General features: G+C 72.7%; 20 protein-coding genes. 12 read left to right on the forward strand and 8 right to left on the reverse strand.

Features of this window, described 5'->3' with window-relative positions; translation table 11 throughout:
- Positions 1–69: 69 nt before the first annotated feature.
- Positions 70–837, reverse strand: a complete 768-nt coding sequence (locus ACGFIA_RS18915) for a 3-oxoacyl-ACP reductase family protein (protein ID WP_357390190.1) — start codon at positions 835–837, stop codon at positions 70–72.
- A 137-nt stretch (positions 838–974) separates the two neighbouring features.
- Here ACGFIA_RS18915 and ACGFIA_RS18920 point away from each other — a divergent pair, with 137 nt between their 5' ends.
- The 5 genes from ACGFIA_RS18920 to ACGFIA_RS18940 all read left to right on the forward strand — a co-directional run bounded on the left by ACGFIA_RS18920 (position 975) and on the right by ACGFIA_RS18940 (position 6,228).
- Complete coding sequence (locus tag ACGFIA_RS18920) at positions 975–2,198, forward strand: oxygenase MpaB family protein (RefSeq protein ID WP_393261113.1); 1,224 nt, start codon at positions 975–977, stop codon at positions 2,196–2,198.
- A gap of 22 nt (positions 2,199–2,220) precedes the next feature.
- Complete coding sequence (locus ACGFIA_RS18925; RefSeq protein ID WP_393261116.1) at positions 2,221–2,802, forward strand: isoquinoline 1-oxidoreductase; 582 nt, start codon at positions 2,221–2,223, stop codon at positions 2,800–2,802.
- Positions 2,803–2,876: 74 nt separating this feature from the next.
- Positions 2,877–4,061: a zinc-dependent alcohol dehydrogenase gene (locus ACGFIA_RS18930; RefSeq protein ID WP_393261119.1), complete on the forward strand. Its 1,185-nt coding sequence runs from the start codon at positions 2,877–2,879 to the stop codon at positions 4,059–4,061.
- Positions 4,058–5,002 (forward strand): SDR family NAD(P)-dependent oxidoreductase, encoded by a 945-nt coding sequence (locus ACGFIA_RS18935; protein WP_393261121.1) that lies wholly within the window; start codon positions 4,058–4,060, stop codon positions 5,000–5,002. The genes ACGFIA_RS18930 and ACGFIA_RS18935 overlap by 4 nt, the downstream gene beginning before the upstream one ends.
- Before the next feature lie 80 nt (positions 5,003–5,082).
- A complete protein-coding gene (locus ACGFIA_RS18940) occupies positions 5,083–6,228 on the forward strand; it encodes an MBL fold metallo-hydrolase (protein WP_393261124.1) in 1,146 nt (381 codons plus the stop codon).
- 49 nt (positions 6,229–6,277) lie between these two features.
- Here the strand turns inward: ACGFIA_RS18940 and ACGFIA_RS18945 are convergent, their stop codons facing one another.
- Entirely contained in the window at positions 6,278–7,789 is a 1,512-nt protein-coding gene (locus tag ACGFIA_RS18945) for a deoxyguanosinetriphosphate triphosphohydrolase family protein (RefSeq protein WP_393261127.1), read from the reverse strand.
- A 62-nt stretch (positions 7,790–7,851) separates the two neighbouring features.
- Here ACGFIA_RS18945 and ACGFIA_RS18950 point away from each other — a divergent pair, with 62 nt between their 5' ends.
- The 3 genes from ACGFIA_RS18950 to ACGFIA_RS18960 all read left to right on the forward strand — a co-directional run bounded on the left by ACGFIA_RS18950 (position 7,852) and on the right by ACGFIA_RS18960 (position 11,895).
- Complete coding sequence (locus tag ACGFIA_RS18950) at positions 7,852–10,296, forward strand: Tex family protein (RefSeq protein WP_393261129.1); 2,445 nt, start codon at positions 7,852–7,854, stop codon at positions 10,294–10,296.
- 17 nt (positions 10,297–10,313) lie between these two features.
- Positions 10,314–10,745, forward strand: a complete 432-nt coding sequence (locus ACGFIA_RS18955; RefSeq protein WP_357477472.1) for a hypothetical protein — start codon at positions 10,314–10,316, stop codon at positions 10,743–10,745.
- A gap of 67 nt (positions 10,746–10,812) precedes the next feature.
- The gene (locus tag ACGFIA_RS18960; RefSeq protein WP_357477469.1) at positions 10,813–11,895 is read left to right on the forward strand and encodes a GNAT family N-acetyltransferase; all 1,083 of its coding nucleotides are present in this window, start codon (positions 10,813–10,815) and stop codon (positions 11,893–11,895) included.
- Positions 11,896–11,898: 3 nt separating this feature from the next.
- On the opposite strand, the gene ACGFIA_RS18965 is transcribed toward ACGFIA_RS18960, so the two are convergent.
- The gene (locus tag ACGFIA_RS18965) at positions 11,899–12,930 is read right to left on the reverse strand and encodes a DUF389 domain-containing protein (RefSeq protein WP_357477467.1); all 1,032 of its coding nucleotides are present in this window, start codon (positions 12,928–12,930) and stop codon (positions 11,899–11,901) included.
- A 161-nt stretch (positions 12,931–13,091) separates the two neighbouring features.
- Here ACGFIA_RS18965 and ACGFIA_RS18970 point away from each other — a divergent pair, with 161 nt between their 5' ends.
- Together ACGFIA_RS18970 and ACGFIA_RS18975 are read left to right on the forward strand one after the other, a co-directional pair.
- Positions 13,092–14,222: an aminotransferase class I/II-fold pyridoxal phosphate-dependent enzyme gene (locus tag ACGFIA_RS18970; protein WP_357477464.1), complete on the forward strand. Its 1,131-nt coding sequence runs from the start codon at positions 13,092–13,094 to the stop codon at positions 14,220–14,222.
- 92 nt (positions 14,223–14,314) lie between these two features.
- The gene (locus ACGFIA_RS18975; RefSeq protein WP_357477461.1) at positions 14,315–15,559 is read left to right on the forward strand and encodes a glycosyltransferase family 4 protein; all 1,245 of its coding nucleotides are present in this window, start codon (positions 14,315–14,317) and stop codon (positions 15,557–15,559) included.
- 64 nt (positions 15,560–15,623) lie between these two features.
- Here ACGFIA_RS18975 and ACGFIA_RS18980 read toward each other — a convergent pair whose 3' ends face one another.
- The 4 genes from ACGFIA_RS18980 to ACGFIA_RS18995 are packed head-to-tail and all read right to left on the reverse strand — an operon-like array spanning position 15,624 to position 19,596.
- Positions 15,624–16,637 (reverse strand): NAD-dependent epimerase/dehydratase family protein, encoded by a 1,014-nt coding sequence (locus ACGFIA_RS18980; protein ID WP_357477459.1) that lies wholly within the window; start codon positions 16,635–16,637, stop codon positions 15,624–15,626.
- Positions 16,637–17,953, reverse strand: a complete 1,317-nt coding sequence (locus tag ACGFIA_RS18985; protein WP_357477457.1) for a nucleotide sugar dehydrogenase — start codon at positions 17,951–17,953, stop codon at positions 16,637–16,639. Before ACGFIA_RS18985 ends, ACGFIA_RS18980 begins: the two co-directional genes overlap by 1 nt.
- A gap of 3 nt (positions 17,954–17,956) precedes the next feature.
- Positions 17,957–18,871, reverse strand: a complete 915-nt coding sequence (locus ACGFIA_RS18990; protein ID WP_357477454.1) for an NAD(P)-dependent oxidoreductase — start codon at positions 18,869–18,871, stop codon at positions 17,957–17,959.
- Entirely contained in the window at positions 18,868–19,596 is a 729-nt protein-coding gene (locus ACGFIA_RS18995) for a sugar phosphate nucleotidyltransferase (RefSeq protein ID WP_357477452.1), read from the reverse strand. The genes ACGFIA_RS18990 and ACGFIA_RS18995 overlap by 4 nt, the downstream gene beginning before the upstream one ends.
- Before the next feature lie 249 nt (positions 19,597–19,845).
- On the opposite strand from ACGFIA_RS18995, the gene ACGFIA_RS19000 reads away from it, so the two are divergent.
- Together ACGFIA_RS19000 and ACGFIA_RS19005 are read left to right on the forward strand one after the other, a co-directional pair.
- Entirely contained in the window at positions 19,846–21,135 is a 1,290-nt protein-coding gene (locus ACGFIA_RS19000) for a glycosyltransferase (protein ID WP_393261137.1), read from the forward strand.
- Entirely contained in the window at positions 21,132–21,773 is a 642-nt protein-coding gene (locus ACGFIA_RS19005) for a sugar transferase (RefSeq protein ID WP_357477447.1), read from the forward strand. Before ACGFIA_RS19000 ends, ACGFIA_RS19005 begins: the two co-directional genes overlap by 4 nt.
- Positions 21,774–21,909: 136 nt before the next feature.
- On the opposite strand, the gene ACGFIA_RS19010 is transcribed toward ACGFIA_RS19005, so the two are convergent.
- Positions 21,910–23,259, reverse strand: coding sequence for a glycosyltransferase (locus ACGFIA_RS19010; RefSeq protein ID WP_357477445.1), 1,350 nt, complete (start codon positions 23,257–23,259; stop codon positions 21,910–21,912).
- Positions 23,260–23,372: the final 113 nt, after the last annotated feature.

A 23,372-nucleotide genomic window follows, 5' to 3' on the forward strand; every position in this document is an offset into this window, starting at 1 on the left:
TGATCCGGCGTGATATCGCATTGCGGCGAGACGCCGGTGCCGAACGCGGACTAACCAGACGGCCCACGCTCACTGCGCGGTAAAGCCACCGTCCACGTGCAACACGCTGCCGGTGACGTAGCTCGCCGCATCCGAGGCGAGGAACAGCACCGCGCCGACGACCTCCTCGGGGCGGCCGAACCGGCCCATCGGGATGCGGTCGCGCAGCCGCTTCGACCACTGCTCGTGGCCGCGCAGCCCTTCGGTCATCGGGGTCTCCAGGTAGCCGGGCGCCACCGCGTTGACGCGTACGCCCGCCGCTGCCCACTCCAGCGCCAGCGTGCGGGTGAGCTGCTCGACGCCGCCCTTGCTGGCGCTGTACGCGGCCAGGCGCGGGAAGCCGACCTGACCGTGCACGGAGGACATGTTGACGATGCTGCCCGCGCCCTGCCCGACCATGACCGCGCCGGCCGCGCGGGCGCAGACGAACACCCCGGACAGGTTGGTGTCGATCACCTGCTGCCAGTCACCGAGGCCGAGCCGCTCGCTGCGATGCAGCGCCGGGCTGATGCCGGCGTTGTTGACCAGGACGTCGAGCCGCCCCCAGCGCCGCCGGGCCAGGGCCACCACGGCGTTCGCGGCCGACTCGTCGGCGACGTCACCGGCGACCACCTCCGCCGTGCCGCCACCGGCCGCGATCCGGTCCCGCACCTCGTCCAGCGCATCCGGCCGCCGGGACTGGAGGATCACCGACGCGCCGGCCCGGGCCAGCCCTTCGGCGATCGCCGCGCCGACGCCCTGACTGGCGCCGGTCACCCACGCCACCTTGCCCGACAGCATCCCCTCGACCAGCGCCACAGTGGACTCCCCTCATCGCAAACCATCGACAGTTGTCGTCGCGAGCCTTGTGGACACCGTTACCACGTGCTCTCATGTGATACACGGGCGCAACAATTGTTTCACCGTATCAGCGGCCTCGACCCCGAGGAGTGGACGTGGAACCGGTAAGCAGGCGCAAGATGTTGAAGGCCGGTGGGGCACTGGGCGCGCTCGGCGCGCTGAGCGTCGCCGCGCCGGCACAGGCCCGGTCGGCGTGGACCTGGTCCCCGACGGGATCAGTGGCCGGCGCCGGGGCGGGCGTGGACCCGCGCTGGGTGTGGGACGAGGAGGCCGACCCGCTCGTCGCCTCCCTCCTGGACCGGGGCGAGGCGCCACTTGTCAACCAACTGCTGCGGACGTGGACGAGGAACGGCCAGCCGCTGCCGGTCGGCCTCCCGGCGGACGTCCGCGCGTTCATCGAACGCGCACGCGTGCTGCCGTCCTGGGTGGACCAGGGCAAGCTGGCCACCGCGGTGCGCTTCAACGAGAAGCGCGGTCTCTACCTCGGCGTGCTCTACGGCCTGGCCAGCGGCATGATGAGCACCGTCATCCCGAAGGAGGCGCGCGCCGTCTACTACTCCAAGGGCGGCGCGGACATGAAGGACCGCATCTCCAAGACCGCCAAGCTCGGGTACGACATCGGCACCGCCAACGCGTACCAGCCCGACGGCTCGATGATCGTGACCGCGGTCAAGACCCGGCTGGCGCACGCGGGCGTACGGCACCTCCTGCCGCAGTCACCCGACTGGGCCGACGTCGCGCCCGAGGACATCCCGATCAGTCAGCGGGACATGATGGTCACCTGGCACAGCCTGCCGACCACAGTCATGCGGAAACTGACCGACTGGCGGGTGCCGATCCCGGCCGCCGAGTCGGCGGCCTTCCTGCACCTGTGGCAGGTGGCCGCGCACATGCTCGGCATCCGGGACGAGTACATCCCGGCCACCTGGAGCGAGGCGAACTCCCAGGCCAGCGAGGTCCTCGACCCGATCCTCGCGCCCACCCGCGAGGGCAACGCGCTCGCCGACATCCTGCTCGGCCTCGGCAGGGAGATCGACGCCGGGCTGCTCAGCAAGCCCATCCTCGGCTCGTTCACCCGGTTCCTGCTCGGCAACCAGATCGCCAACTGGCTGGAGATCCCCCGCGACCTGCTCTGGGACACGCTGCTGCGGACGAGTTGGGGCCCGTTCATCGCGGTCCGGGAGGCGCTGCTGCCGTTCCCGCTCGCGCCGGAGTGCTACTGGCTGTTCGACGAGTTCCTGCGCAAGCTCGCGCTGCTGTTCCTGTCCGAGGGGCAGTCGATAAACATCGAGATCCCGCTCGGCAACCGCGAGTTCTGACCGCCGGGTCGCGGTGCGCACCATGACCGCGCCCCTCCGCCCGTTCCTGGGGTACGTGCTGGCCGCACCGGTGCTGGTGGCAGCGGCCGAACTCAGCACGGGGTATCCGGCCGCCGCCCGGACGCCGTCGCCGGGCATGGCCGGGCTGCTCGGCCTCGGCGAGATCATGACGGCGGCGGCCCTGCCCGGGGCGGCACTTGTCGCCGTCGAGGTCGGCCCGGACGGGACCGTGACGTTCACGCTGCCGCCGGATCGGGCCGGTTACCGCGGCGACGTCCCGGCGGCCGAGCTGATCGCCGACGGGCTGGCCGTGCCGCGTCGGCGGGTGCGGGTGCCACCGGCCCGGCCGGCAGGGGGCCGGACGCGTGGCACACCGCATCCGGCGGTCCCCGCCCGTACCCCCGTCCGGGTCGCCGTGGCGGTGGCCCGGCGGCGACTGCTGGAGGCCGCGTCGGCGACGCTCGGCACGCCCGTGGGCTGCCTGCGGCTCGCGGCCGGCGCCGTCACCGACCGCGCGGGCCGCCGCCTCGACATCGGCGCACTGGCCGGCATCGCCGCCAGCACCAGCACGATCGCCGTGCCGGTCGGCCTCACGCCACGGTGACCGGCGCCGCCGATTCAACGGCCCTCTGCCGGGTAGCAGTCCGATGGACGGCACCGGAGAGGGGACATACAGGCATGAAGGCACTGACCTGGCACGGCAAGCGGGACGTTCGCGTCGAGGACGTCCCGGACCCCCGGATCGAGGAGCCGACCGACGCGATCGTCCGGATCACCTCGACCGCCATCTGCGGTTCCGACCTGCACCTGTACGAGGTGCTCGGGCCGTACCTCAAGCCCGGCGACATCCTCGGGCACGAGCCGATGGGCATCGTCGAGGAGGTCGGGCCCGGCGTGACCCGGCTCAAGAAGGGCGACCGGGTGGTCGTCCCGTTCAACATCTCCTGCGGCTCGTGCTGGATGTGCGAGCGGCAGCTCTACGCGCAGTGCGAGACCACCCAGGTGACCAGCCAGGGCAAGGGCGCGTCGCTGTTCGGCTACACCTCGCTGTACGGCTCGATCCCCGGCGGCCAGGCCGAGTACCTGCGCGTCCCGCAGGCCCAGTTCGGCCCGATCACGATCCCGGACAGCGGCCCGGACGAGCGCTGGCTCTACCTGTCCGACATCCTGCCCACCGCCTGGCAGGCGGTGAAGTACGCCGACGTCCCGCCCGGCGGCACCCTGGCCGTGTTCGGGCTCGGCCCGGTCGGCCAGTTCAGCGCCCGGATCGGCCGCCACCTGGGCGCCGGCCGGGTGATCGGCCTCGACCTGGTCCCCGAGCGGCTGGAGATGGCCCGCCGCCACGGCATCGAGGTGCTCGACGTCAGCCAGCTCGACGACGTGCCCGGCGCGCTCATCGACCTGGCCGACGGGCGCGGCCCGGACGCGGTGATCGACGCCGTCGGCATGGAGGCGCACGGCGCGCCGCTGGGCAAGATGGCCCAGACCGCAGCCGGGCTGCTGCCGGACAAGCTGGCCCAGGCGATGACCGACAAGGCCGGCGTGGACCGGCTCGTCGTGCTGCACGCCGCGCTCAAGGCCGTGCGGCGCGGCGGCACCGTGTCGATCTCCGGCGTGTACGGCGGCGAGCAGGACCCGATGCCGCTGATGGAGATGTTCGACCGGGGCATCCAGTTGCGCATGGGCCAGTGCCACGTGCGGCGCTGGGTCGACGAGATCATCCCGCTGCTGGAGCGCGACGACGACCCGCTGGGCGTGGAGGACCTGCGGACCCACCGGCTGCCGCTGGCCGACGCGCCGCGGGCGTACGAGATGTTCCAGAAGAAGGAGGACGGCTGCGTCAAGGTCGTGCTCGCGCCGTGACCCGGACGGTGGTCGTCACCGGCGCGACCAGCGGGATCGGCCGGGCGACCGCCCGGGAGCTGGCGGGCCGCGGGGACCGGCTGGTCCTCGCGGCCCGCTCCCCCGCCACGCTCGACGAGGTACGCGACGAGTGCCGGGCGGCGGGCGCGCGGGCGATCGCCGTACCGATGGACGTGACCGAGCCCGGCGCGGTGGCCGCGCTCGCGGACGCGGCGCGGGCCGAGTACGGCCGCGTCGACGCCTGGGTGCACACCGCCGCGGTGATGGCCTACGGCCGCTTCGACGAGACCCCGGCCGAGGTGTTCGAGCAGGTCGTCCGCACCGACCTGCTGGCCGCCGCCGCGGTGGCCCGGGAGGCGCTGCGCCGCTTCCGGGACTCCGGCGGCGGCACGCTCGTGCTCACCGGCTCGGTGCTCGGGCACATCACCGCGCCCTACATGAGCGGCTACGTGGCGGCCAAGTGGGGTCTGCAAGGGCTGGCCCGCACGCTCCAGCAGGAGGCGCGGGAGACGCCCGGCATCGCGATCTGCCTGGTCAACCCGGGCAGCGTCGACACGCCCGTCTACCGGCAGGCGGCCAACTACCTGGGCCGGATCGGCCGGCCGCCGCCCCCGATCGCCTCGCCCGAACGGGTGGCCCGGGCCATCGCCGGATGCCTCGACCGGCCGCGCCGGGAGGTCTCGGTGGGACGGCTCAACGTGATCATGCGGTTCGGCTTCACCGCCCTGCCCGGCGTGTACGACGTGCTGGTCGGGCCGCTGATGCGCCTGGCCGGGCTGACCCGGCAGCCGGTCGCCGCGCACCAGGGCATCGTGTTCACGCCGAGCCCGGCCGGAGAGACGGTCCGGGGCGGATGGCTGCCCGACGTGTCGCAGATGGTCCGCGCGGTCGGCGGACGGGCGGCCACCGTGGCGTCCGCGGTACGCCGCCGGCCGCACTGACAGCCGTCGCGGATAGTCGCGCGGGCGGACCGGCGCGCTGGTGGCTACCGTGTACGACGGGACACGTCGGAGGGACGAGCATGCGGGAAGCAACGGGGCGGGAACCGGACCGGACGCGCGGCGGGCGGGTGTGGAAGCTCGCCGGGCTGGCCGCCGTCGCCGGGCTGGCCTGGGCGGCGCGGGACGTACCGGCCCAGCTCGGCGGGCGGCTCACCGGCGCCCGGGCGGAACGGGCGGCCCGGTCACCGCGCTTCCGCGACGGCACGTTCCACAACCCGGCCGGCGCCAGCGCCACGATGGTCGCCGACCCCGGCCGCAACCTGCTCCGTGAGCTGGTCTTCGGCAAGCAGAAGCGGCGGCCGGGCAGCCCGGTGCCGCTGCTGCGCCCGGCCTCCGCGCCGGCCGGTGACCCGGCCCGCGAACTGAACGTCGTCTGGTACGGCCACGCCTCCACGCTCGTCGAGATCGAGGGGCACCGGGTGCTGCTCGACCCGGTGTGGAGCGACAGGTGCTCCCCGTCCGGGCTGGTCGGCCCGCGCCGCATCCACGAGCCGCCGGTCCGCCTGACCGAGCTGCCCCCGCTGGACGCGGTGCTGATCTCGCACGACCACTACGACCACCTGGACATGGAGACCGTCCGCACGCTCGCCGACCTCCAGTCCGCGCCGTTCGTGGTGCCGCTCGGCGTCGGCGCGCACCTGGCCCGCTGGGGCGTACCCGAGCACCGCATCGTCGAGCTGGACTGGTCCGACAGCCACCGGGCCGGCGGGCTGACGCTCACCGCCACCGCCGCGCAGCACTTCTCCGGGCGCGGGCTGCGCCGCGACGGCACGCTCTGGAGTTCCTGGACGATCACCGGCACACACCGGAAGGTCTTCTACACCGGCGACTCCGGCTACTTCGACGGGTACGCCGCGATCGGCGCCGAGCACGGCCCGTTCGACCTGACGCTCATGCAGATCGGCGCGTACGACAGGGCGTGGCCGCACATCCACATGTTCCCGGAGGAGGCGGTCGCCGCCCACCTCGACGTACGCGGCGGGCTGCTGGTGCCGGTGCACTGGGGCACGTTCAACCTGGCCCTGCACGACTGGTCCGAGCCGGTGGACCGGCTCTGGGCCGAGGCGAAGGCGCGCGACGTCCGGCTCGCAGTGCCGCGCCCCGGCGAGCGGGTCGTGGTGGACGAGCCGCCCGCGGTGGACGGCTGGTGGCAGGCGGTCGCCTGACCCGGCACGGTCCCCGGGTGGCGCGGTCGCCCTCGTGCTCCGAGCCGTCTCAGAGCACGAAGGCGTCCGTCCAGAGCGCGCCGGAGCGGCCGGACAGCGCGTCGAGCATCGCCACCGCCTGACCGTCGGTGAGCTGCGCGACGAAGTCGATGATCGCCCGCCCCCGGGCCCGGCCGATCCGGTCCGGGGTACGCGGGTGCAGCTCCGCCTCGGCCAGCTCCACCAGGTCGTGCAGCCGGCGCGGCAGCCGGGACTCCTCCTCCGGGTCCAGCAGCCACTCCCAGAGCGCCTCCACCAGCGTGCCCAGCAGCCGGGCCTGGCCACGCTGGTGCAGGGCCAGGTCCGGGCGGGCCAGCACGAACCGGTGGTGCACGAACTTGAGCACCTGCACCTCGTGCCACTGCGCCTTGTCCAGCAGCACGTACCCGGAGCGGACCCCCGGGTCCGGCGTCACCGTGATGGCCTCCACGAAACGGGTGGACCAGCGGGCGGAGAACCGGGCCACGTACTGCTCCGCCTCGATCGAGCCGTCGAACGGCAGCGCCAGCAGCCCCTCCACCAGTTCCTCGCGGACGTGCTCGACGGCGGCGGCGAACGCCTCGTCGTCGGCGATCCAGTCGTCCTTGCGGTGCAGCTGCCGGCGCAGCCGCTCGATCGCCGCGCCCGGCCGCCGGCCCGCCCCCTCCAGCGCCGACGCGGTGATCGACCGCAGGTGCCCGCACTCGCGCTGCCACGCCATCAGCTCGGCCGCCACCGCGCCCTGCTGGAGCACCCCGACGCGGTAGAAGTCCTCCACGTCGTGGATCGCGTACGCGATGTCGTCGGCGGTGTCCATCACCGACGCCTCGGGGGTCTGCTGCCAGTCCGGGATCCGCCCGGCGAACGGCTCCCGCGCCTGCCGCAGGTCGTCCAGCTCGGTGCGGTACGCGCCGAACTTCACCGACCCGCTCTCCGGATCCTCCGGCGGTGCCGCCGCGCCCCGGGGCGCCGGGTCCAGGTGACGCGGGTGCGGGTCGGGATGGTCCAGCCGGGTCCACGGGTACTTCAGCATGGCCGCCCGGACCGCCGCGGTCAGGTCCAGCCCGGTGGTCGCCGCGCCGCGGATCTCGGTGCTGGTGACGATCCGGTACGACTGGGCGTTGCCCTCGAAACCGTCGGCCAGCCCGAGGCGCTGCCGGGCCAGCCGGTCGAGCACCCGCTCCCCCAGATGCCCGAACGGCGGGTGCCCGAGGTCGTGCGCGAGCGCGGCGGCCTCCACCACCTCCGGGTCGCAGCCGCCGAGCCTGTCCAGCAGGTCCCGGTGCGCCGGGTCGGCCGTCAGCCGCTCCGCGATCGCCCGGGCCACCTGGGCCACCTTCAGGCTGTGGGTGAGCCGGTTGTGCACCAGCAGCCCGGAACCACCAGGGCTGATCACCTGGGTGACGCCGTTCAGCCGGGCGAAGAACGGCGACCCGACGATCCGGTCCCGGTCGGCCCGGAACGGGCCGGCGGCCAGGTCGCCGAGCGCCCGGGCGCTGCCGCCGAACAGCCGCCGGGCCCGCGGATCCGCAGGTGCCTCCATGATCGCCACGCTAGCGCAGCCGGCGGCGGGCCGGGCACAGCCGGTCGGAGGCGAACGGCACAATGCAGGGCGGAAACCACCCGAGAAGGCGGATGACAATCGTGACCCAGTCAGTGCACCAGCGGATCGCCGAGGAACTCGGCGTCGCCGAACGTCAGGTGCGGGCGGCAGTCGAGCTGCTCGACGGCGGCGCCACAGTGCCGTTCATCGCCCGCTACCGCAAGGAGGCCACCGGCCTGCTCGACGACGCGCAGCTGCGCACGCTGGAGGAGCGGCTGCGCTACCTGCGTGAGCTGGACGAGCGGCGCGCGGCGGTGCTGGAGTCGATCCGGGGCCAGGGCAAGCTCGACGAGGCGCTGGAGGCGCAGATCCTCGCCGCCGACTCGAAGTCCCGCCTGGAGGACATCTACCTGCCGTACAAGCCGAAGCGGCGCACGAGGGCGCAGATCGCCCGCGAGGCCGGGCTGGAGCCGCTCGCGGACACGTTGCTGGCCGACCCGGCGCAGGACCCGAAGACGGTCGCCGCCGGGTTCACCGACCCGGACAAGGGCGTCGCGGACGCGGCGGCCGCCCTGGACGGGGCACGGGCCATCCTGATCGAGCGCTTCGCCGAGGACGCCGACCTGATCGGCACGCTGCGCGAGCAGATGTGGTCGCGGGGCCGGCTGGTCTCCCGGGTACGCGACGGCCAGGAGACCACCGGGGCGAAGTTCGCCGACTACTTCGACTTCGCCGAGCCGTACCCGAAGCTGCCCTCGCACCGCATCCTCGCCATGTTCCGCGGCGAGAAGGAGGGCGTGCTGGAGCTGACCATGGACCCGGAGGCCGAGGGGGACACCGACGCGACCCCGGGTCCCAGCCGCTACGAGGCGGCCGTCGCCGGCCGGTTCGGCGTCAGCGACCAGGGACGGCCCGCCGACAAGTGGCTGGCCGACACGGTGCGCTGGGCCTGGCGTACCCGGATCCTGATCCACCTCGGCGCGGACCTGCGGATGCGGCTGTGGCAGGCGGCCGAGGAGGAGGCCGTGCGGGTCTTCGCCACCAACCTGCGTGACCTGCTGCTGGCCGCACCGGCCGGCACGCGGGCGACGATGGGCCTCGACCCGGGCCTGCGTACCGGCGTGAAGGTGGCGGTGGTCGACGCGACCGGCAAGGTGGTCGCCACCGACACGATCTATCCGCACGAGCCGCGCCGGCAGTGGGACGCCTCGCTGCACACGCTCGCCACGCTCGCCGCCGCGCACGGCGTCGAGCTGATCGCCATCGGCAACGGCACCGCCAGCCGGGAGACCGACAAGCTCGCCGGTGACCTGATCAAGCAGCACCCGGAGCTGAAGCTGACGAAGGTGGTCGTCTCCGAGGCCGGCGCGTCGGTCTACTCCGCCTCCGCGTACGCCTCGCAGGAGCTGCCCGGTCTGGACGTCTCGCTGCGCGGCGCGGTGTCGATCGCCCGCCGCCTCCAGGACCCGCTGGCCGAGCTGGTGAAGATCGACCCTCGGTCGATCGGTGTCGGCCAGTACCAGCACGACCTGTCCGAGGTGAAGCTGTCCCGCTCGCTCGACGCGGTGGTCGAGGACTGCGTCAACGCCGTCGGCGTGGACGTCAACACCGCCTCCGCGCCGCTGCTCACCCGCGTCTCCGGCATCGGTGCGGGGCTGGCCGAGAACATCGTGCTGCACCGCGACGCGAACGGGCCGTTCCGCACCCGGGCCGAGCTGAAGAAGGTGCCGAGGCTCGGGCCGAAGGCGTTCGAGCAGTGCGCCGGCTTCCTGCGCATCCCCGGCGGGGACGACCCGCTGGACTCCTCCAGCGTGCACCCCGAGGCGTATCCGGTGGTGCGCCGCATCCTCTCCTCCACAGGGCAGGACCTGCGCGGCCTGATCGGGAAGTCGGCCATCCTGCGCGGCCTGCGCGCGACCGACTTCGTCGACGAGACGTTCGGCCTGCCCACCGTCACCGACATCCTGGCCGAGCTGGAGAAGCCCGGCCGCGACCCGCGCCCGGAGTTCCGCACCGCTACCTTCGTCGAGGGCGTCGAGAAGATCAGCGACCTGACGCCGGGCATGGTGCTGGAGGGCGTGGTGACGAACGTGGCCGCGTTCGGCGCGTTCGTCGACGTGGGCGTGCACCAGGACGGCCTGGTGCACGTCTCGGCCATGTCGCACACGTTCGTCAAGGACCCGCGCGACGTGGTGAAGTCCGGTGACGTGGTCAAGGTCCGGGTGCTCGACGTGGACGTGCCGCGCAAGCGGATCTCGCTGACGCTGCGGCTCGACGACGAGGCGCCGGCCGGTGGCCGTCCCGCGACCGGCGGTCCGGGCGGCGAGCAGCGCGGCGGCCGGCGCGGCAGCGGGCAGCGCGGCGACGGCGGCGGGCAGCGCGGCGGCCAGGGCGAGCGGGGCGGCCCGCGCGGCGGTCAGTCGCCGCGGCAGGGACGAGGTGGCGGATCGGCGGCGCCGGTGAACGACGCCATGGCGGAGGCCCTGCGACGCGCCGGCCTGGCCTGAGAGGCAGGGGAAGCGACGTGGCGGACGACGACCTCCAGTGGCGCGAGCGGCAGCGCCGCGCGGTGCGGGCACACGCCGAGGCCGAGGCCCGGCAGCGCGCCGCGGACCAGGCCGAGGCGGCGGCACTGGTGGCGTCGTTCGCCGCCGAGGCGATCCGCCTCGGGCTCCGCACCACCCGGCTCTCCGCCCGCTCCTACGACGGGCGAACGCGTTACCGCACCCGGATCAGCGGCTGGTACATCGACCGGGCCCACACCCGGGCGGTGGATCGGGACGGTCGTTTCCATCTGCTCACCGTGCCCGCGAGCCTGCGCGCCCGGCTGTTCGGAGTGGATCCACAACCGGACCCGCCGCCCCTGGTGCTGGGCAGGGGCGGCCGCGACGGCGAGTCCGTTCCGCTGCGTGACGCGCTGCGGCGACGGCTCGCCGCCGGGGACTCCTGGGGGTAGTCGGCGGCGGACGCCGCCGCCGTCGACACCTCACCGGCCCGCTGTCGTTTGACCAGCAGTGACGACGATGCGAATTGAGATCCTGGACGCCCGCAGCACGTCGGACAGCGAACGCTGGACCGCCCTCCACCAGACCTGGAGCCGCCGGGAGGTCTTCGCCCATCCGGCCTACCTCAGGCTCTTCGCGGGCCCGGAGGACCAGCCGTTGGCCGCGTACGCCCGCACCGGGCGCGGTTTCATCCTCTACCCGTTCCTGCTCCGCCCGGTCGACGCGCCGCACCTGGACGTGCCGCCGGGCCGGTATCACGACGTCACCAGCCCGTACGGCTACGGCGGCGCCTTCCAGGAGGGTGCCGACGAACTCGACGCGAAGAGGTTCTGGGAGTCCTTCGACGTGTTCTGCGCCCGCCGCAACGTGGTGTCCGAGGTCACCCGGCTCACGCTCTTCGACGACGAGCGGCTGCCCTCGCCCGGCCCGGTCCGGGAGAGGCTCGTCAACGTCGTCCGCGACCTGCGCACCAGCGACGAGGACATGTGGCGCGAGTTCGACCACAAGGTGCGCAAGAACGTCAACAAGGCCCGTCGGAACGGGGTGACTGTCGAGGTCGACCTCGACGGCGCACGGCTCGACGACTTCCTGCGGATCTACCAGGGCACCATGGACCGGCGGGCGGCGACGAGCGGCTACTACTTCCCGCGTGACTTCTTCCAGACGATCATCGACGAACTGCCCGGGCAGTTCGCGTTCTTCCACGCACTGCACGACGGGCGGGTCGTCTCCACCGAGCTGGTGCTGTCGAGTGCGCTGAGTCTCTACTCCTACCTCGGCGGCACCGAGCAGGCCGCGTTCGACCTGCGCCCGAACGACCTGCTCAAGTTCGAGATCTGCCGGTGGGGACGCGCCCAGGGCCGGATCCGGTTCGTCCTCGGCGGCGGGTATGCCCCCGACGACGGGATCTTCCGCTACAAGCGGGCCTTCGCCCCGCACGGGCTGGTGCCGTTCCACCTCGGTACCCGCGTGCTCGACGAACCGGTGTACCGGCGGTTGTGCGCGGCGCACCGGCAGGAGGGGACGCGGCGGGACGCGGCCTGGTCGGCGTCTCCGGACTTCTTCCCCGAGTACCGGTGTGCGCTGCCCGGCAGCCGCTGACCGTCAGCGCGAGGCGTCCCGCTGCCCGGACGGTGGACCCGGCTGCGGTGCCGGAGGCACCGCCTCACCAGCCGGCGGACGACGGCGGCCGGGCACCCGGGACGTTCCGGCCGGGCGGATGTACCGTCCCCACCAGAACCGCTGGACGCCCAGGGTGAGCAGACCGGCGAGCACTATGGCACCCAGGTTGATCACGAGTTGGAGAGCGGAGCCGGCCGCCTCGTGCCACACACCGTAGGCGAGCGCGACCGCGACGTTCGCCGCCGCCGGCACCGTGGTGACGGAGATCAGGACACCGACCAGGGAGCCGGATTTCTTCGACGTCAGTGAGAGCATTCCGGCGATCCCGGCGAGCATCCCGACCACCCAGGAGAGCGCATCCGGGCGCCAGATGAAGTCGGTCAGGGGCCGCTCGGCGACGAGCATCTCCCGGCCGACCAGGCCCGCGGCCGTCAGTGCCCAGGTGCTGAGCACAGTGACCACCATCGCCACGACGAAGCCGACCACCAGCGCACGGAGGGCGGAACGGACCGTCCGGCCGTCACGCCGCAGCAGGGCCACGCACAGAGCGGCCAACGGCCCGAACTCCGGGCCGACCACCATCGCGCCGACCACCAGGATGGGCTGGTCCAGGAGGACGCCGATGCCGGCGATGACGGTGGCGACGATGATCAGTGCCAGGTAGGTGCCGGAGAGCTGGGTCTGCTCGCCGGTCTGCGCGGCGATCTCGTCCCAGACCACCGCATCGGTTCCGCTGCCCGGCACTGTTTCGGCGGCCTTCTCGGCCGCTGCGGACAGGGTCAGCTCCACGTCGGTGGCGGAGACGCCACCGTTCTGCTCGACACCCAGTTCCTGAAGGCCCCGCAGCACCCCGTCCGCGCTCTCCCGCACCACGTCACAGAGGATCAGGTCGCCGGGTGGCTGCCGGGCCGCGCCCGGGAGGACCGCGAGGTGAGTGACACCGGGATCGGCAGCGAGGAGGTCGGCCACGGCCGCCGATCGATCGGACGGCGCGATCAGTCGCAAGTGCAGCACCGGCGGATGCTATCGGATAAGGCGGCGGACTGCCCGATAAACGATTTCCGACGGAATCGGTTACGCCCTCGCAAGCAATTATATGAATTGGCGCAAGAATCATCCGACGGAGGTGTCCATGGGGAATCATCGGTGACGCCGCACAAATGCATTGGAGCGTCATGGGCTATCGGATCTTCCTTTCTCCCCCGGACGTCGGCCCTCTGGAGGAGTCGTACCTCCTGTCGGCACTGCGGTCCGGCTGGGTGGCGCCGACGGGACCGGAGCTCGACGCGTTCGAACAGGAGATCGCGCAGCGGAGCGGGAGACGCCACGCGGTCGCGGTCAGCTCCGGCACGGCGGCGCTGCACCTCGCGCTGCTCTGCACCGGAGCCCGGGCGGGCAGGGTGGTCGTGGTACCGACCCTCACCTTCGCCGCCACCGCCAACGCGGTGACGTACACCGGGGCGGAACCGGTCTTCGTGGACTGCGACCCGAACACGGGCAACATCGACGTCGCGCTGCTGGCCGAGACGCTGAGCCGGCTGCGCGCCGAGGGCGCCGACGTGGCCGCCGTGGTGCCTGTCGACCTGTTCGGCGCCTGCGCCGACTACACGTCCATGCTGCCGGTCTGCGCCGAGGCGGGAGTGCCGGTCGTCGCGGATGCCGCGGAGGCGCTGGGCGCCGCCCACGCGGGGCAGCCCGCCGGGTCGTTCGGCGTGGCCGCCGCCTTCTCGTTCAACGGCAACAAGATACTCACCACGTCCGGCGGTGGCATGCTCGTCTCCGACGACCAGGAACTCGTCGCGCGCTGCCGGTACCTCGCGACGCAGGCCCGCCAGCCGGCCGTCCACTACGAGCACACCGAGGTCGGCTACAACTACCGGCTGAGCAACCTGCTCGCCGCGTTGGGCAGGGCGCAGTTGCGCCGGCTGGACCGCATGATCGCCCAGCGCCGCCAGGCCCGGGAGCGATACGCGAAGCTCTTCGCCGCGAGCCCCGGTGTGCGCCTGCTCAACGACGCCGACGGCGACGCCAACTACTGGCTGACGGTCATCGTGGTCGACCCGCGGGAAGCCGGCTGGCACGCTTCCGATCTGGCCGCACACCTGGCAGGGCACGGCATCGAGACACGACCGGTGTGGAAGCCGATGCATCTCCAACCGGTGTTCCGGGACGCACGGCACATCGTCACCGGCGCCGCCGAGCGCCTCTTCGCCCAGGGGCTCGCGCTGCCCAGCGGCTCCGCCACCACCGAGGCCGAGGCCCAGTTGATCGACGACGCCATCGGCCGGTTCCTGCTCAACCCGTGAGGCGGGAGGCCGGCGGCACCCGTCGGCCTCCGGGGACGGCCCAGTGGCCGTCCGCGTCACCGCACCACCAGCCATCGGAAGGACACTGACACGTGAGGCTGACCATCACCGAGGAATGCCGTTACGTCCGCACCCCGGACAACCGCTTCTGGGTCACCTTCGGCACCGACTACGCGCTCTGGTCCCGCTATCTGGAGGCCTTCGACGAGGTGCGGGTCGTGGCTCGGGCCCGGGACGTGGCGGAGATTCCGCCGAACGCCCTCCGCGTCGACGGCGACCGGGTGACGGTGGCGCCCATCCCCTACTACCAGGGGCCGCGACAGTACGTACGGCAGATGCCCCGGATCGACCGGGCCGTGCGCAGGATCGCCGCCGACGCGGAGGCGGTGTTGCTGAGGACGCCGTCGACGATCGCCACCCACATGCACCGGCACATCACGCGACGCGGTCTCCCCTACGCGATGGAGGTCATCGGCGACCCGTACGCCGTCTTCGCCCCCGGCGTGGTGGAACACCCGCTGCGGCCGTTCCTGCGCGCGTGGACCACACGCAACCTCAAGCGGCAGTGCGGGTCCGCGGTGGCCGTGTCGTACGAGACGAGCCGGACGCTGCAGTCCCGGTACCCGACCCGGCCCGGGGCGCTCTCGACCGGCATCAGTTCGGTCAACCTGCCGCCCGCCGCCTACGTGCCGGAGCCCCGCACTCATCGGCCGCCCTCCGGGTCGCTCACCCTCATGTCGGTCGGCTCGCTGGAGCAGCTGTACAAGGGCATCGACACGCTGATCGAGGCGATCTCGCTGTTGGGGCCGTCGACACCGGAGGTGCGGCACGTCCACGTCGGTCCCGGCCGCTACCAGCCCGCGCTGGAGGAACTCGCCACCCGCCTGGGGGTACGCGACCGGATCACCTTCGCCGGGTGGATTCCCACAGTCGAGGCGCTGCGGCACCGGCTCGACAGCGCAGACCTCTTCGTGATGCCGTCCCGGACCGAAGGTCTCCCCCGGGCTCTGATCGAGGCCATGGCCCGCGCGTTGCCCGCCATCGGCTCCACGGCCGGCGGCATCCCCGAACTGCTCCCCCCGGAGATGCTGTTCACCGCCGGTGACGCCGACGACCTGGCCAGGGTCCTCCGTCGCACCCTGGCGGACCGGGAGGGGATGGTAGCCGCGTCGCGGCGCAACCTCGCGGTCGCCCGGGAGTTCGCCGAGGACAGGCTCGTCCCGCGGCGTACGGAGTTCTACCGAGCGGCCCGCGGTCTCATGTCGGGCGGGCCGAGGCTGCCGCAACCTGCCGCTCCCGCCGCGGAGTCCGTCCGGCACGAGAACCGGCCGGCCTGACGGCTCGGTCATGACGGCAGGAGGGCCGGCACCCGTTACGGGTGCCGGCCCTCCTGCCGCCGAGTCAGACGGGCGTGCGGTCGCGTGCCGCCGTCAGCTGCCCGGGCATGGCGATCGTCTGCCGCCAGCCCCGGTACCAGTCGACGGTCCGGCCTACCCCCTCGGTGAGGGAGACGGTCGGTTCGAAGCCGGTCAGCCGCCGCAGCCTGCCCAGATCGGGGCACCGGCGTCGCACGGACCGGTCCGGGGCCGGCATGGGTCGCAGCGTGGCCGAGACGCCCACCACGTCGAGCACGAGCCGAGCGAGATCGGCGATGTTCGTCTGCTCCCTGTCGTTCCCGATGTGCACGACCTCCGGGCCCTCGACGGCGGCGTCCATCAGTCGCACGACCGCCTCGATCGCGTCGTCGACATAGCAGAACGCGCGGTACTGGTCGGCCCCCCACACCCGGAACGGGTTCTCACCCTCCATCGCCCGCAACGCCATCTCCGGAACGACGTGGTCGGCGCCCATCCGGGGCCCGTACACGTTGTGGAAGCGGCCGATGACCACCGGCACGCCCGTGGCCCGGGCGTGGTGCAGCAGCATGGCCTCGCCCGCGAGCTTGCTGATCGCGTACGACATCCGGGGAGACGCCACGTCGGCCACCATGATCGGGACGTCTTCCGGGGTGGGCACCGGCACCACGCCGGCATCGACGCCACCGGCGTAGATCTCGCTCGTCGAGCTGAAGAAGACCTTCGGCCCCGGCCGCAGCCAGTTCACGAGATGGGCCACGGTGAGCGTGTTGACCCGCAGCACCCGGCCGGGGTCCGCCTCGACGTTCCGCACGCCCACCACCGCGGCCAGCAGATACACCTGGTCGACGTCGGGCTGGAGCCGTGCCCAGGCCTCGGGCCGCGTCAGGTCGGCGGAGACGACGTCGACACCGGGACGGGCCCGCAGAGCGGCCATCCGTTCGTCGTCGGAACCGCGCGAGAAGTCGTCGACGACAGTGACCTGGCAACCCTCGGCACTGAGTCGCTCCACCAGGTGGAGGCCGATGAAGCCCGCCCCGCCGAGCACGAGCGCGCGCATCAGGCGGTCACCGCCGTGGCGTCGGCCTTCGGAGTCCGGTAGCCGATACCGGCGTACCGGATGCCGGCGGCCCGGACCTCGCCCTCGTCGAGGACGCGCCACGAGTCGAACAGCACCTTGACGGTCGTCCCCGCGAGCAGGGCGCCGACCGGCAACGACCGGTAGTCGGGATGGTCGGTGAGGACCAGCACCGCGTCGGCCTCACCGAACGCCTTGTCGAGGCTGGTCGGCTCGCCGCCGTACCGGCGGATGACGTCACCACTGACCATCGGGTCGTGACCGACCACCTCCAGCCCGGCGGCCTGGAAGATCGGCATCATCGCGGCGATCGGCGTACCCCGCATGTCGTCGGTGGGCGGCCATCCCTTGTAGGCCCATCCGAGCACCGCCAGCCGGGCTCCCGCGAGCCGGGGGCACGTCTGCCGGATCAGCTCGACCATGTTCTCGGCGACGTGGACCGGCAGTTCTTCGTTCAGCTGCCGGGCCGCGTTGACCAGGAGCGGTGTCCGTTGCCCCGCGCTCTCGACCATCAGGTACGGATCCTTTGACAGACAGCCCCCGCCGACGTATCCGGGCTTGCTGAGGTCAGGGCGCGGATAGTTCACGTTCGCCGCCCGGATCACCTCCAACGGATCCAGCTGATGGGTCTCCGCGACGAGCGCGAGCTCGTTGCCGAACGAATAGATCAGGTCGGTGTGGCAGTTGTTCGCCAGCTTCACCAGCTCCGCCGCCTCCAGGCTGGAGACCGGCACCAGCTCCCGGGCGAGCCCGCCGAAGAACTCCAGCCCCGCTTCCAGACTGGCGGCGTCCAGCCCCCCGACCACCTGCGGCAGGTCGACCAGCTCACGCAGGGCCTGTCCCTGGATGGTGCGTTCCGGCGCCATGACCAGGCGTACCCGGCCCCACGCCCGGGCCAGCGGCGGCAGCACGACCCGCCGGCTGACTCCGACGGGCACCGTGCTCCGGACCACCACCAGGGTTTCCGGCCGGCAGCGCCGGGCGACCGTCTCGGCCGCGGCGGCGAGGTTCTCCAGGCGGCCACGACGGGTGGTCCCGTCCACCGGGGTCGAGACGCACAGGACCACGGCGTCGAGGTCGCCCGGTAGTTCCTCCTCGATGAGCAGGGACCGCCCGACGTGCGCCGCGAACACCTCCTCGATGCCCGGCTCGAACACATGGACCCGCCCGGCGCGCAGGGACTCCCGAACCCGGGGCTGGGTGTCCACGCCGTGGACCTCGTACCCCTTGGCAGCCAACGCGGCAGCCAGCGTCACGCCGACGTAGCCGAGCCCGACGACCCCTATTCGCTGATACAACCTCTACTCCTTCGGCAGTGCGGTCCGGTCGAGGTCGGACGCCTCGGCCCAGATGGCCTTCACCGTGTCGGTCATTTCGTGGGCAGGACTCCAGCCGAGCCGCCGGGCTCGCGAGATGTCCGCACACATCCAGGTCACGCCCGCGGAGCGGTGGCCGTCCTCGGCGGGTGCCGCCTCAGCGACCCCGCCGGTGAATCCGGCCACCGCGGCCAGCTCCCTGATCACCGTCCGCACCCGCACCGCCCGGCCGGAGCCGACGTTGAGGACGGGATGCGGCACCGCCGGTGCCGCCACGACTGTGGCCACGGCGCGAGCGACGTCCCGGACGTCCACGAAGTCCCGGTACGCGCCGAGCGGTCCCAGGGCGATCTCCGAGGCGCCGCGTGCCAGTCCGGCCCGCAGCAGACGTACCGCCCGGCCCAGGACGTTGTCCCGCGACAGACCGGCACCGATGGGGTTGAACACCCGGAGTACGACGCCGTCCAGGCGGTTCGCCGCGACGGCGAGTTCCATCAGCCGGGTGGCGGCCAGGTGACTCAGGCCGTACGCGCTCACCGGCGCGCCCGGCCACGTCTCGGGCACCGCCATGCCGTCGGGAACGATCCCGTACTCGCCGGCGCTGCCGAGCCGGATCAGCCGGGCCTGGGGCGCGGCGGTCGCCACGGCCTCGACGAGCTTGGCGGTGACCAGGGTGTGGGCCGCGACCATGTCGTGATCGGTTCCGGAGAGCAGGCCGGTGCAGTTCACCACCGCGACGGGCCGGTGCGCCCCGATCAGCGCGCCCAGCTCACCCACGGTGGCGGTGATCAGGTCACACTCGGCGCGACGGGGAGAGGTGACGTCGTGCTCGGCGGCGAGAGCGGCATGGACGTGACGGCCGACGAAGCCGTTGGCGCCGAAGAGCAGAACGCTCGTCACGGCAGTTCCCTGAGGCCGGCGGGCAGGAGGATGTCCCGCTGTGCCTCGAAGGTCCGGTTGGCCTCGTCGTAGTCCTCGGGACGGCCGATGTCGAGCCAGTAGCCGTCGAAGGGGTAGTCGGCCGGGTACTGCCCCTGCTCGATGAGACTCGTCATGAGCTGGTCGAAACCGAGCGGCATGCCGGCGGGGTAGGACGCCACGGTCTTGGCCGCCAGGCCGTAGACCCCCATGCTCACCCGATAGTCGAGGGTGGGCTTCTCGGCGAACTCGACCACCCGGCCGTCGGACACGGCGAGCACCCCGAAGTCCACCTTGACCTGACGGCGGAAGGTCGCCACCGTCAGCGGCGCGCCACCGGCGACGTGGGCCCGCAGCAGGTCCCCGTAGTCGAGGTCGGTGAGGATGTCGCCGTTCATGACCAGGAAGTGCTCGGGCAGGCGGTCACGGAGCCCGAACAGCGGGCCGACGGTCGACAGCGGCACCCGTTCCTCGGTGTAGTCGACCCGCAGGCCGAACCGCCGGCCGTCGCCCACGAAGGCGCGGATCAGCGACCCGAGGTGGTTGACCGCGAGCGTGACACCGCCGAACCCGGCCGCCGCGAGCTGGTGCAGGACGATCTCCAGGATCGCGTAGCTGTCACCGATGGGCACCAGCGGCTTCGGCAGCGCCGTGGTGTACGGACGAAGCCGCGTCCCCCGACCACCGGCCATGATCACCGCGTGCATGCCGCACCCCCCGCCTCGCCGGCCGAGCCCGTTCCCCCGAGGGCACCCGTCAGGTTGGACCCCTTGGAATCGGCACCCTCCGTGACGACGAATTCCACTTCTGCTCCCACCGGTCGCGCATCTCTTCCGCAGGAGCAACGAAAAACAGGAGCTTTGGTTACTAAATGCCGCGAGCATCGTTCTTAACGCCAAAGCGACTATAAGCCTCGTACTACTCGTGACGGGGTCCGAACGCTCGGAGGCGAACCCGTGAAGCCTGCTCCCCGGTCCGGTGCTGCCGTCCACGACCCGACCGGCCGACCGGCACTGCGCGTCGCCGTCATCGTCAAGACGAACTACGGCGGGCTCTGGACCGTCCCGCAGGCGTGCGCCCTGCGGGATCGCGGCCACGAGGTGGTGGTGATCTGCCCGCCCGGTGGGCGGCTGAACACGCGCCTGGCCGAGGCCGGGATCCGGACGGTGGCGTCGCCGTTCTCGTTCCGCTTCCGGCCCAGCCTCACCACGCTGTCCGAGCTGTGGCGGCTGCGCCGGCTCGTCCGCCGCCTGCGGCCCCAGGTGCTCTACCACCACCTGTACGCGGCCACGCTGGGCGCGCGGCTCGCGACCGTCGGCCTGCCCCTGGCCCGGGTGCAGTTCGTCGCCGGCCCCGCGTTCCTGGAGTCACGGGCGGTCCGGATGGTCGAGCGGCTGCTCTGGCGCCTGGACCGCACGATCATCTGCGGCACCCGCTACACCTCGCGCCTCTACGGCGAACTGGGCGTGCCGGCGTCGCGCCGGCCGGCCGTGACCAGCGGGCTCAACCTGGCCTGGGCGACCGCCGACCTGCCGGACGACACGGCGGCGACGCGTGCGGAGGCACGGGCGAAGTGCCGGGCGGATCTCGGGCTGAGCCCGGACCAGTTCGTCGTGATCATGGTGGCGTACGTCTATCCCCCGCGGAGGCTCGCCGCCCACCGGGACCGCGCGTTCAAGGGCCACGACGTCCTGCTCGCGGCGTGGCAGGAGATCCGCTCCCGGCACCCCGAGGCGGTGCTGATGCTCGTCGGGGACGGCTCGGACCAGGCCGGGGAGGAGCACCGGCAGGAGCTGATCCGCCGGTTCGGGGTCGCCGACGACCACTCCGTCCGCTGGATCGACACCGCCGACGACGTGCGGCCCTACTACCGGGCGGCCGATCTCAGCGTGAGCCCGTCGCTGAGCGAGGGGCACGGCGCGCCGCCCGAGGCGGCGCTGCTGGACGTACCCAGCATCGTCAGTGACGCCGGCGGGCTGCCGGAGACGGTGGACGAGAGCTGCGGGTGGGTGGTCCCCCGGGACGACCCGGCCGCCCTGGCGCGGGCCATCGAGCACGCATACGACGAGTTCCGGTCCGGGCGTCTCGCCGAGCGCGGCGTACGCGCCCGCGAACGGTCGCACCGGCACTTCGACAACCGGATCTCCGCGGTGCGGATGGCCGAGGTCATCGAGCACGCCGCCGGCGTCGGCGGACCACCCGGCGAGTACGCGCCGCCGGCCGCCGGGAAGGCGCACTCCCGGTGAGCCCCGCCCGGCGGACGATCGAGCTGCGGCTCAAGCGGCTGGTCGACATCACCGTGGCGCTCGTCGTCCTGGTGGTGACCGCACCGGTGGTGGCCGTCGCCGCGCTGCTCGTCCTGGCCCAGTTCGGCAGCCCGGTCTTCTTCCGGCAGGAACGCACCGGCCGGTACGAGCGCCGCATCCGGGTCCTCAAGCTCAGGACGATGTCCGACGACCGCGACGCGGAGGGCCGGCTGCTGCCCGACGGGGTCCGCTGCCGGGGCGTCGGTCGAACGCTGCGACGGTTGAGCATCGACGAGCTGCCGCAGATGGTCAACGTGCTGCGGGGCGACCTGAGCCTGGTCGGCCCCCGGCCGCTGCTGCTGCGCTACGACCCCTGGTACACCGACCGGGAGCGAACGCGTTTCGAGGTCCGGCCGGGCATCACCGGGCTCGCGCAGGTGAACGGCCGCAACGACCTGGCCTGGACCGAGCGCCTGGAACTCGACGTCCGCTACGTTCTCGACTGGTCCCTCTGGCTCGATCTGCGCATCCTCGCGCGGACGGCGGGCAAGGTCCTGCGCGCCTCCGGCGTGGCGGTCGACCCGTCGGCGCGGATGCTCGACCTCGACCAGGAACGGCGCCTCACCGGCGTCCGCTGAGGCGCCCGCATCGGCCCTGTGCCCCGCAGTGCGGCCCGGTCCACGTACCGGTGCCGTCTCCGCCGCGGCCGACGACGAGCACACGATCGGTCCCCGCGCCGTGCGGGCACGGGGATCGATCGGTGGCGGGCCGGGCTCAGCGTGACCGCGGGCGGCGCGTGTGGTGCGGCCTCCCGGCGGCGTCGCGGAGGATGTCCAGGTAGGAGCCGAGCTGGTCCTCGCGGAACAGGCCGTCCATCGCGGCGGCCGGCACCGCTGGCAGCCGTCCGGTCCGCTCCTTCACGGCGAGCCACTCCCGCAGCCGTGCCGCGATCGCAGCGGGGTCGTTGCACACCACCCCGGCGCCCCGGTCCCGCAGGAGTTTCGCCGCCACCCCACCCTCGTACCCGAGGAGGAGGATGGGGCGCCGGGCCTGGAGGTAGTCGAATATCTTGCCGGTCACCGTGCCGGCGTCCCGCGGGTCGTTCCACATGAGCAGGACGAGCGCATCCGCGTCCGCCTGGATCCGCCATGACTTCTCCGGCGGGACGTAACCGAGGTTGGTGACCGAATCACGCACGCCGGCCCGTCCGGCCGCGACGTCGACGATCCCGTGGTCCTCGCCGGCGAACGTCACGTGCACCCGGCTGGCCTCGTCGCCCAGCAGCGCGATCGCCTCCAGCAGGGGGCCGGGATCCCGACGCCCCGGGTAGACGTACCCGGTGTGTGCCAGTGTGAGAGTCGCCCGGCCGCCGCCGACGGGAACGGCATCGACTGATCCGGCGGGCGGGGGCCGCCGGTCGATGCCGTTCATGACCACATGCGTGTCCACCCCGAACGTACGGCGGACCGTCTCCGCCAGCGGCTCCGACACGGTCACACAGGCCGTCACCGACCGCAGGAGGCGACGTTCCAGCTTCTCGTCCACCGCCCGTCGCGGCGCCGAACGCACCCAGTACTCGTTGCCCACGGACCAGAGATCGCGGTAGTCCGCGACCCAGGGCACCCGCAGCCGGTTGGCGATCGCGGCCGCCACCAGGAACCCGGAGAACGGCGGAGCTGACACCAGGACGACGTCGGGACGCCAGTCGCCGGCGGACCGGCGGAAGGCACGGATGGCCGGCCGGACCCAGTTGAGCTGCGGGTCGGGGACGAGCAGCTCCAGGCCGGCACGGACGAGCGAACGGTTGGCCTTCGCCCTCAGCCTGGTCAGTCGCGGCACCGGCCGGGCGACTTCGCCGTCGGCCGGCACGGCCTCGATCCGCCTGACCCGGGGAAGCCGGGGCGACGGCTCGGCGCGGATCACGCGCTCCTCGGGCACCAGGGCCGGCTCGTCCCCCGGCCCGGCGGCGACGGTGGTCAGCACCCGGACGTCCCAGCCCTGCTGGAGCGCGAAGGCGGCGAGGGCGCCGGGCCGGCGGGCGCCGACCGACTCCGCCGGCGGGAAGTAGTAGGAGACGATCAGCAAGCGCAACGCCGACCCCGGTTTCCGTTCTCGATCGGTCATGGCCGGCACCCCGGCCGCCCGTGGTACGAGCCCCGCATCTGGGCACACTCCTTTCCTGACTGACAGATGCATCAACGACGCCGCACAGGGTCGAGATGCTGTTCCGCTGTCCA

This window comes from Micromonospora sp. NPDC049203 (assembly GCF_043197215.1).
Lineage (GTDB): Bacteria > Actinomycetota > Actinomycetes > Mycobacteriales > Micromonosporaceae > Micromonospora.

Coding starts and splice junctions, on each gene's coding strand:
- ACGFIA_RS18995 (WP_357477452.1), bottom strand. CDS start 19,596: ATGCACGCGGTGATCATGGCCGGTGGTCGGGGGACGCGGCTTCGTCCG.
- ACGFIA_RS18945 (WP_393261127.1), bottom strand. CDS start 7,789: ATGGAGGCACCTGCGGATCCGCGGGCCCGGCGGCTGTTCGGCGGCAGC.
- ACGFIA_RS18970 (WP_357477464.1), top strand. CDS start 13,092: ATGGGCTATCGGATCTTCCTTTCTCCCCCGGACGTCGGCCCTCTGGAG.
- ACGFIA_RS18925 (WP_393261116.1), top strand. CDS start 2,221: ATGACCGCGCCCCTCCGCCCGTTCCTGGGGTACGTGCTGGCCGCACCG.
- ACGFIA_RS18950 (WP_393261129.1), top strand. CDS start 7,852: ATGCAGGGCGGAAACCACCCGAGAAGGCGGATGACAATCGTGACCCAG.
- ACGFIA_RS18960 (WP_357477469.1), top strand. CDS start 10,813: ATGCGAATTGAGATCCTGGACGCCCGCAGCACGTCGGACAGCGAACGC.
- ACGFIA_RS18930 (WP_393261119.1), top strand. CDS start 2,877: ATGAAGGCACTGACCTGGCACGGCAAGCGGGACGTTCGCGTCGAGGAC.
- ACGFIA_RS18940 (WP_393261124.1), top strand. CDS start 5,083: ATGCGGGAAGCAACGGGGCGGGAACCGGACCGGACGCGCGGCGGGCGG.
- ACGFIA_RS19010 (WP_357477445.1), bottom strand. CDS start 23,259: ATGACCGATCGAGAACGGAAACCGGGGTCGGCGTTGCGCTTGCTGATC.
- ACGFIA_RS18980 (WP_357477459.1), bottom strand. CDS start 16,637: ATGCGCGCGCTCGTGCTCGGCGGGGCGGGCTTCATCGGCCTCCACCTG.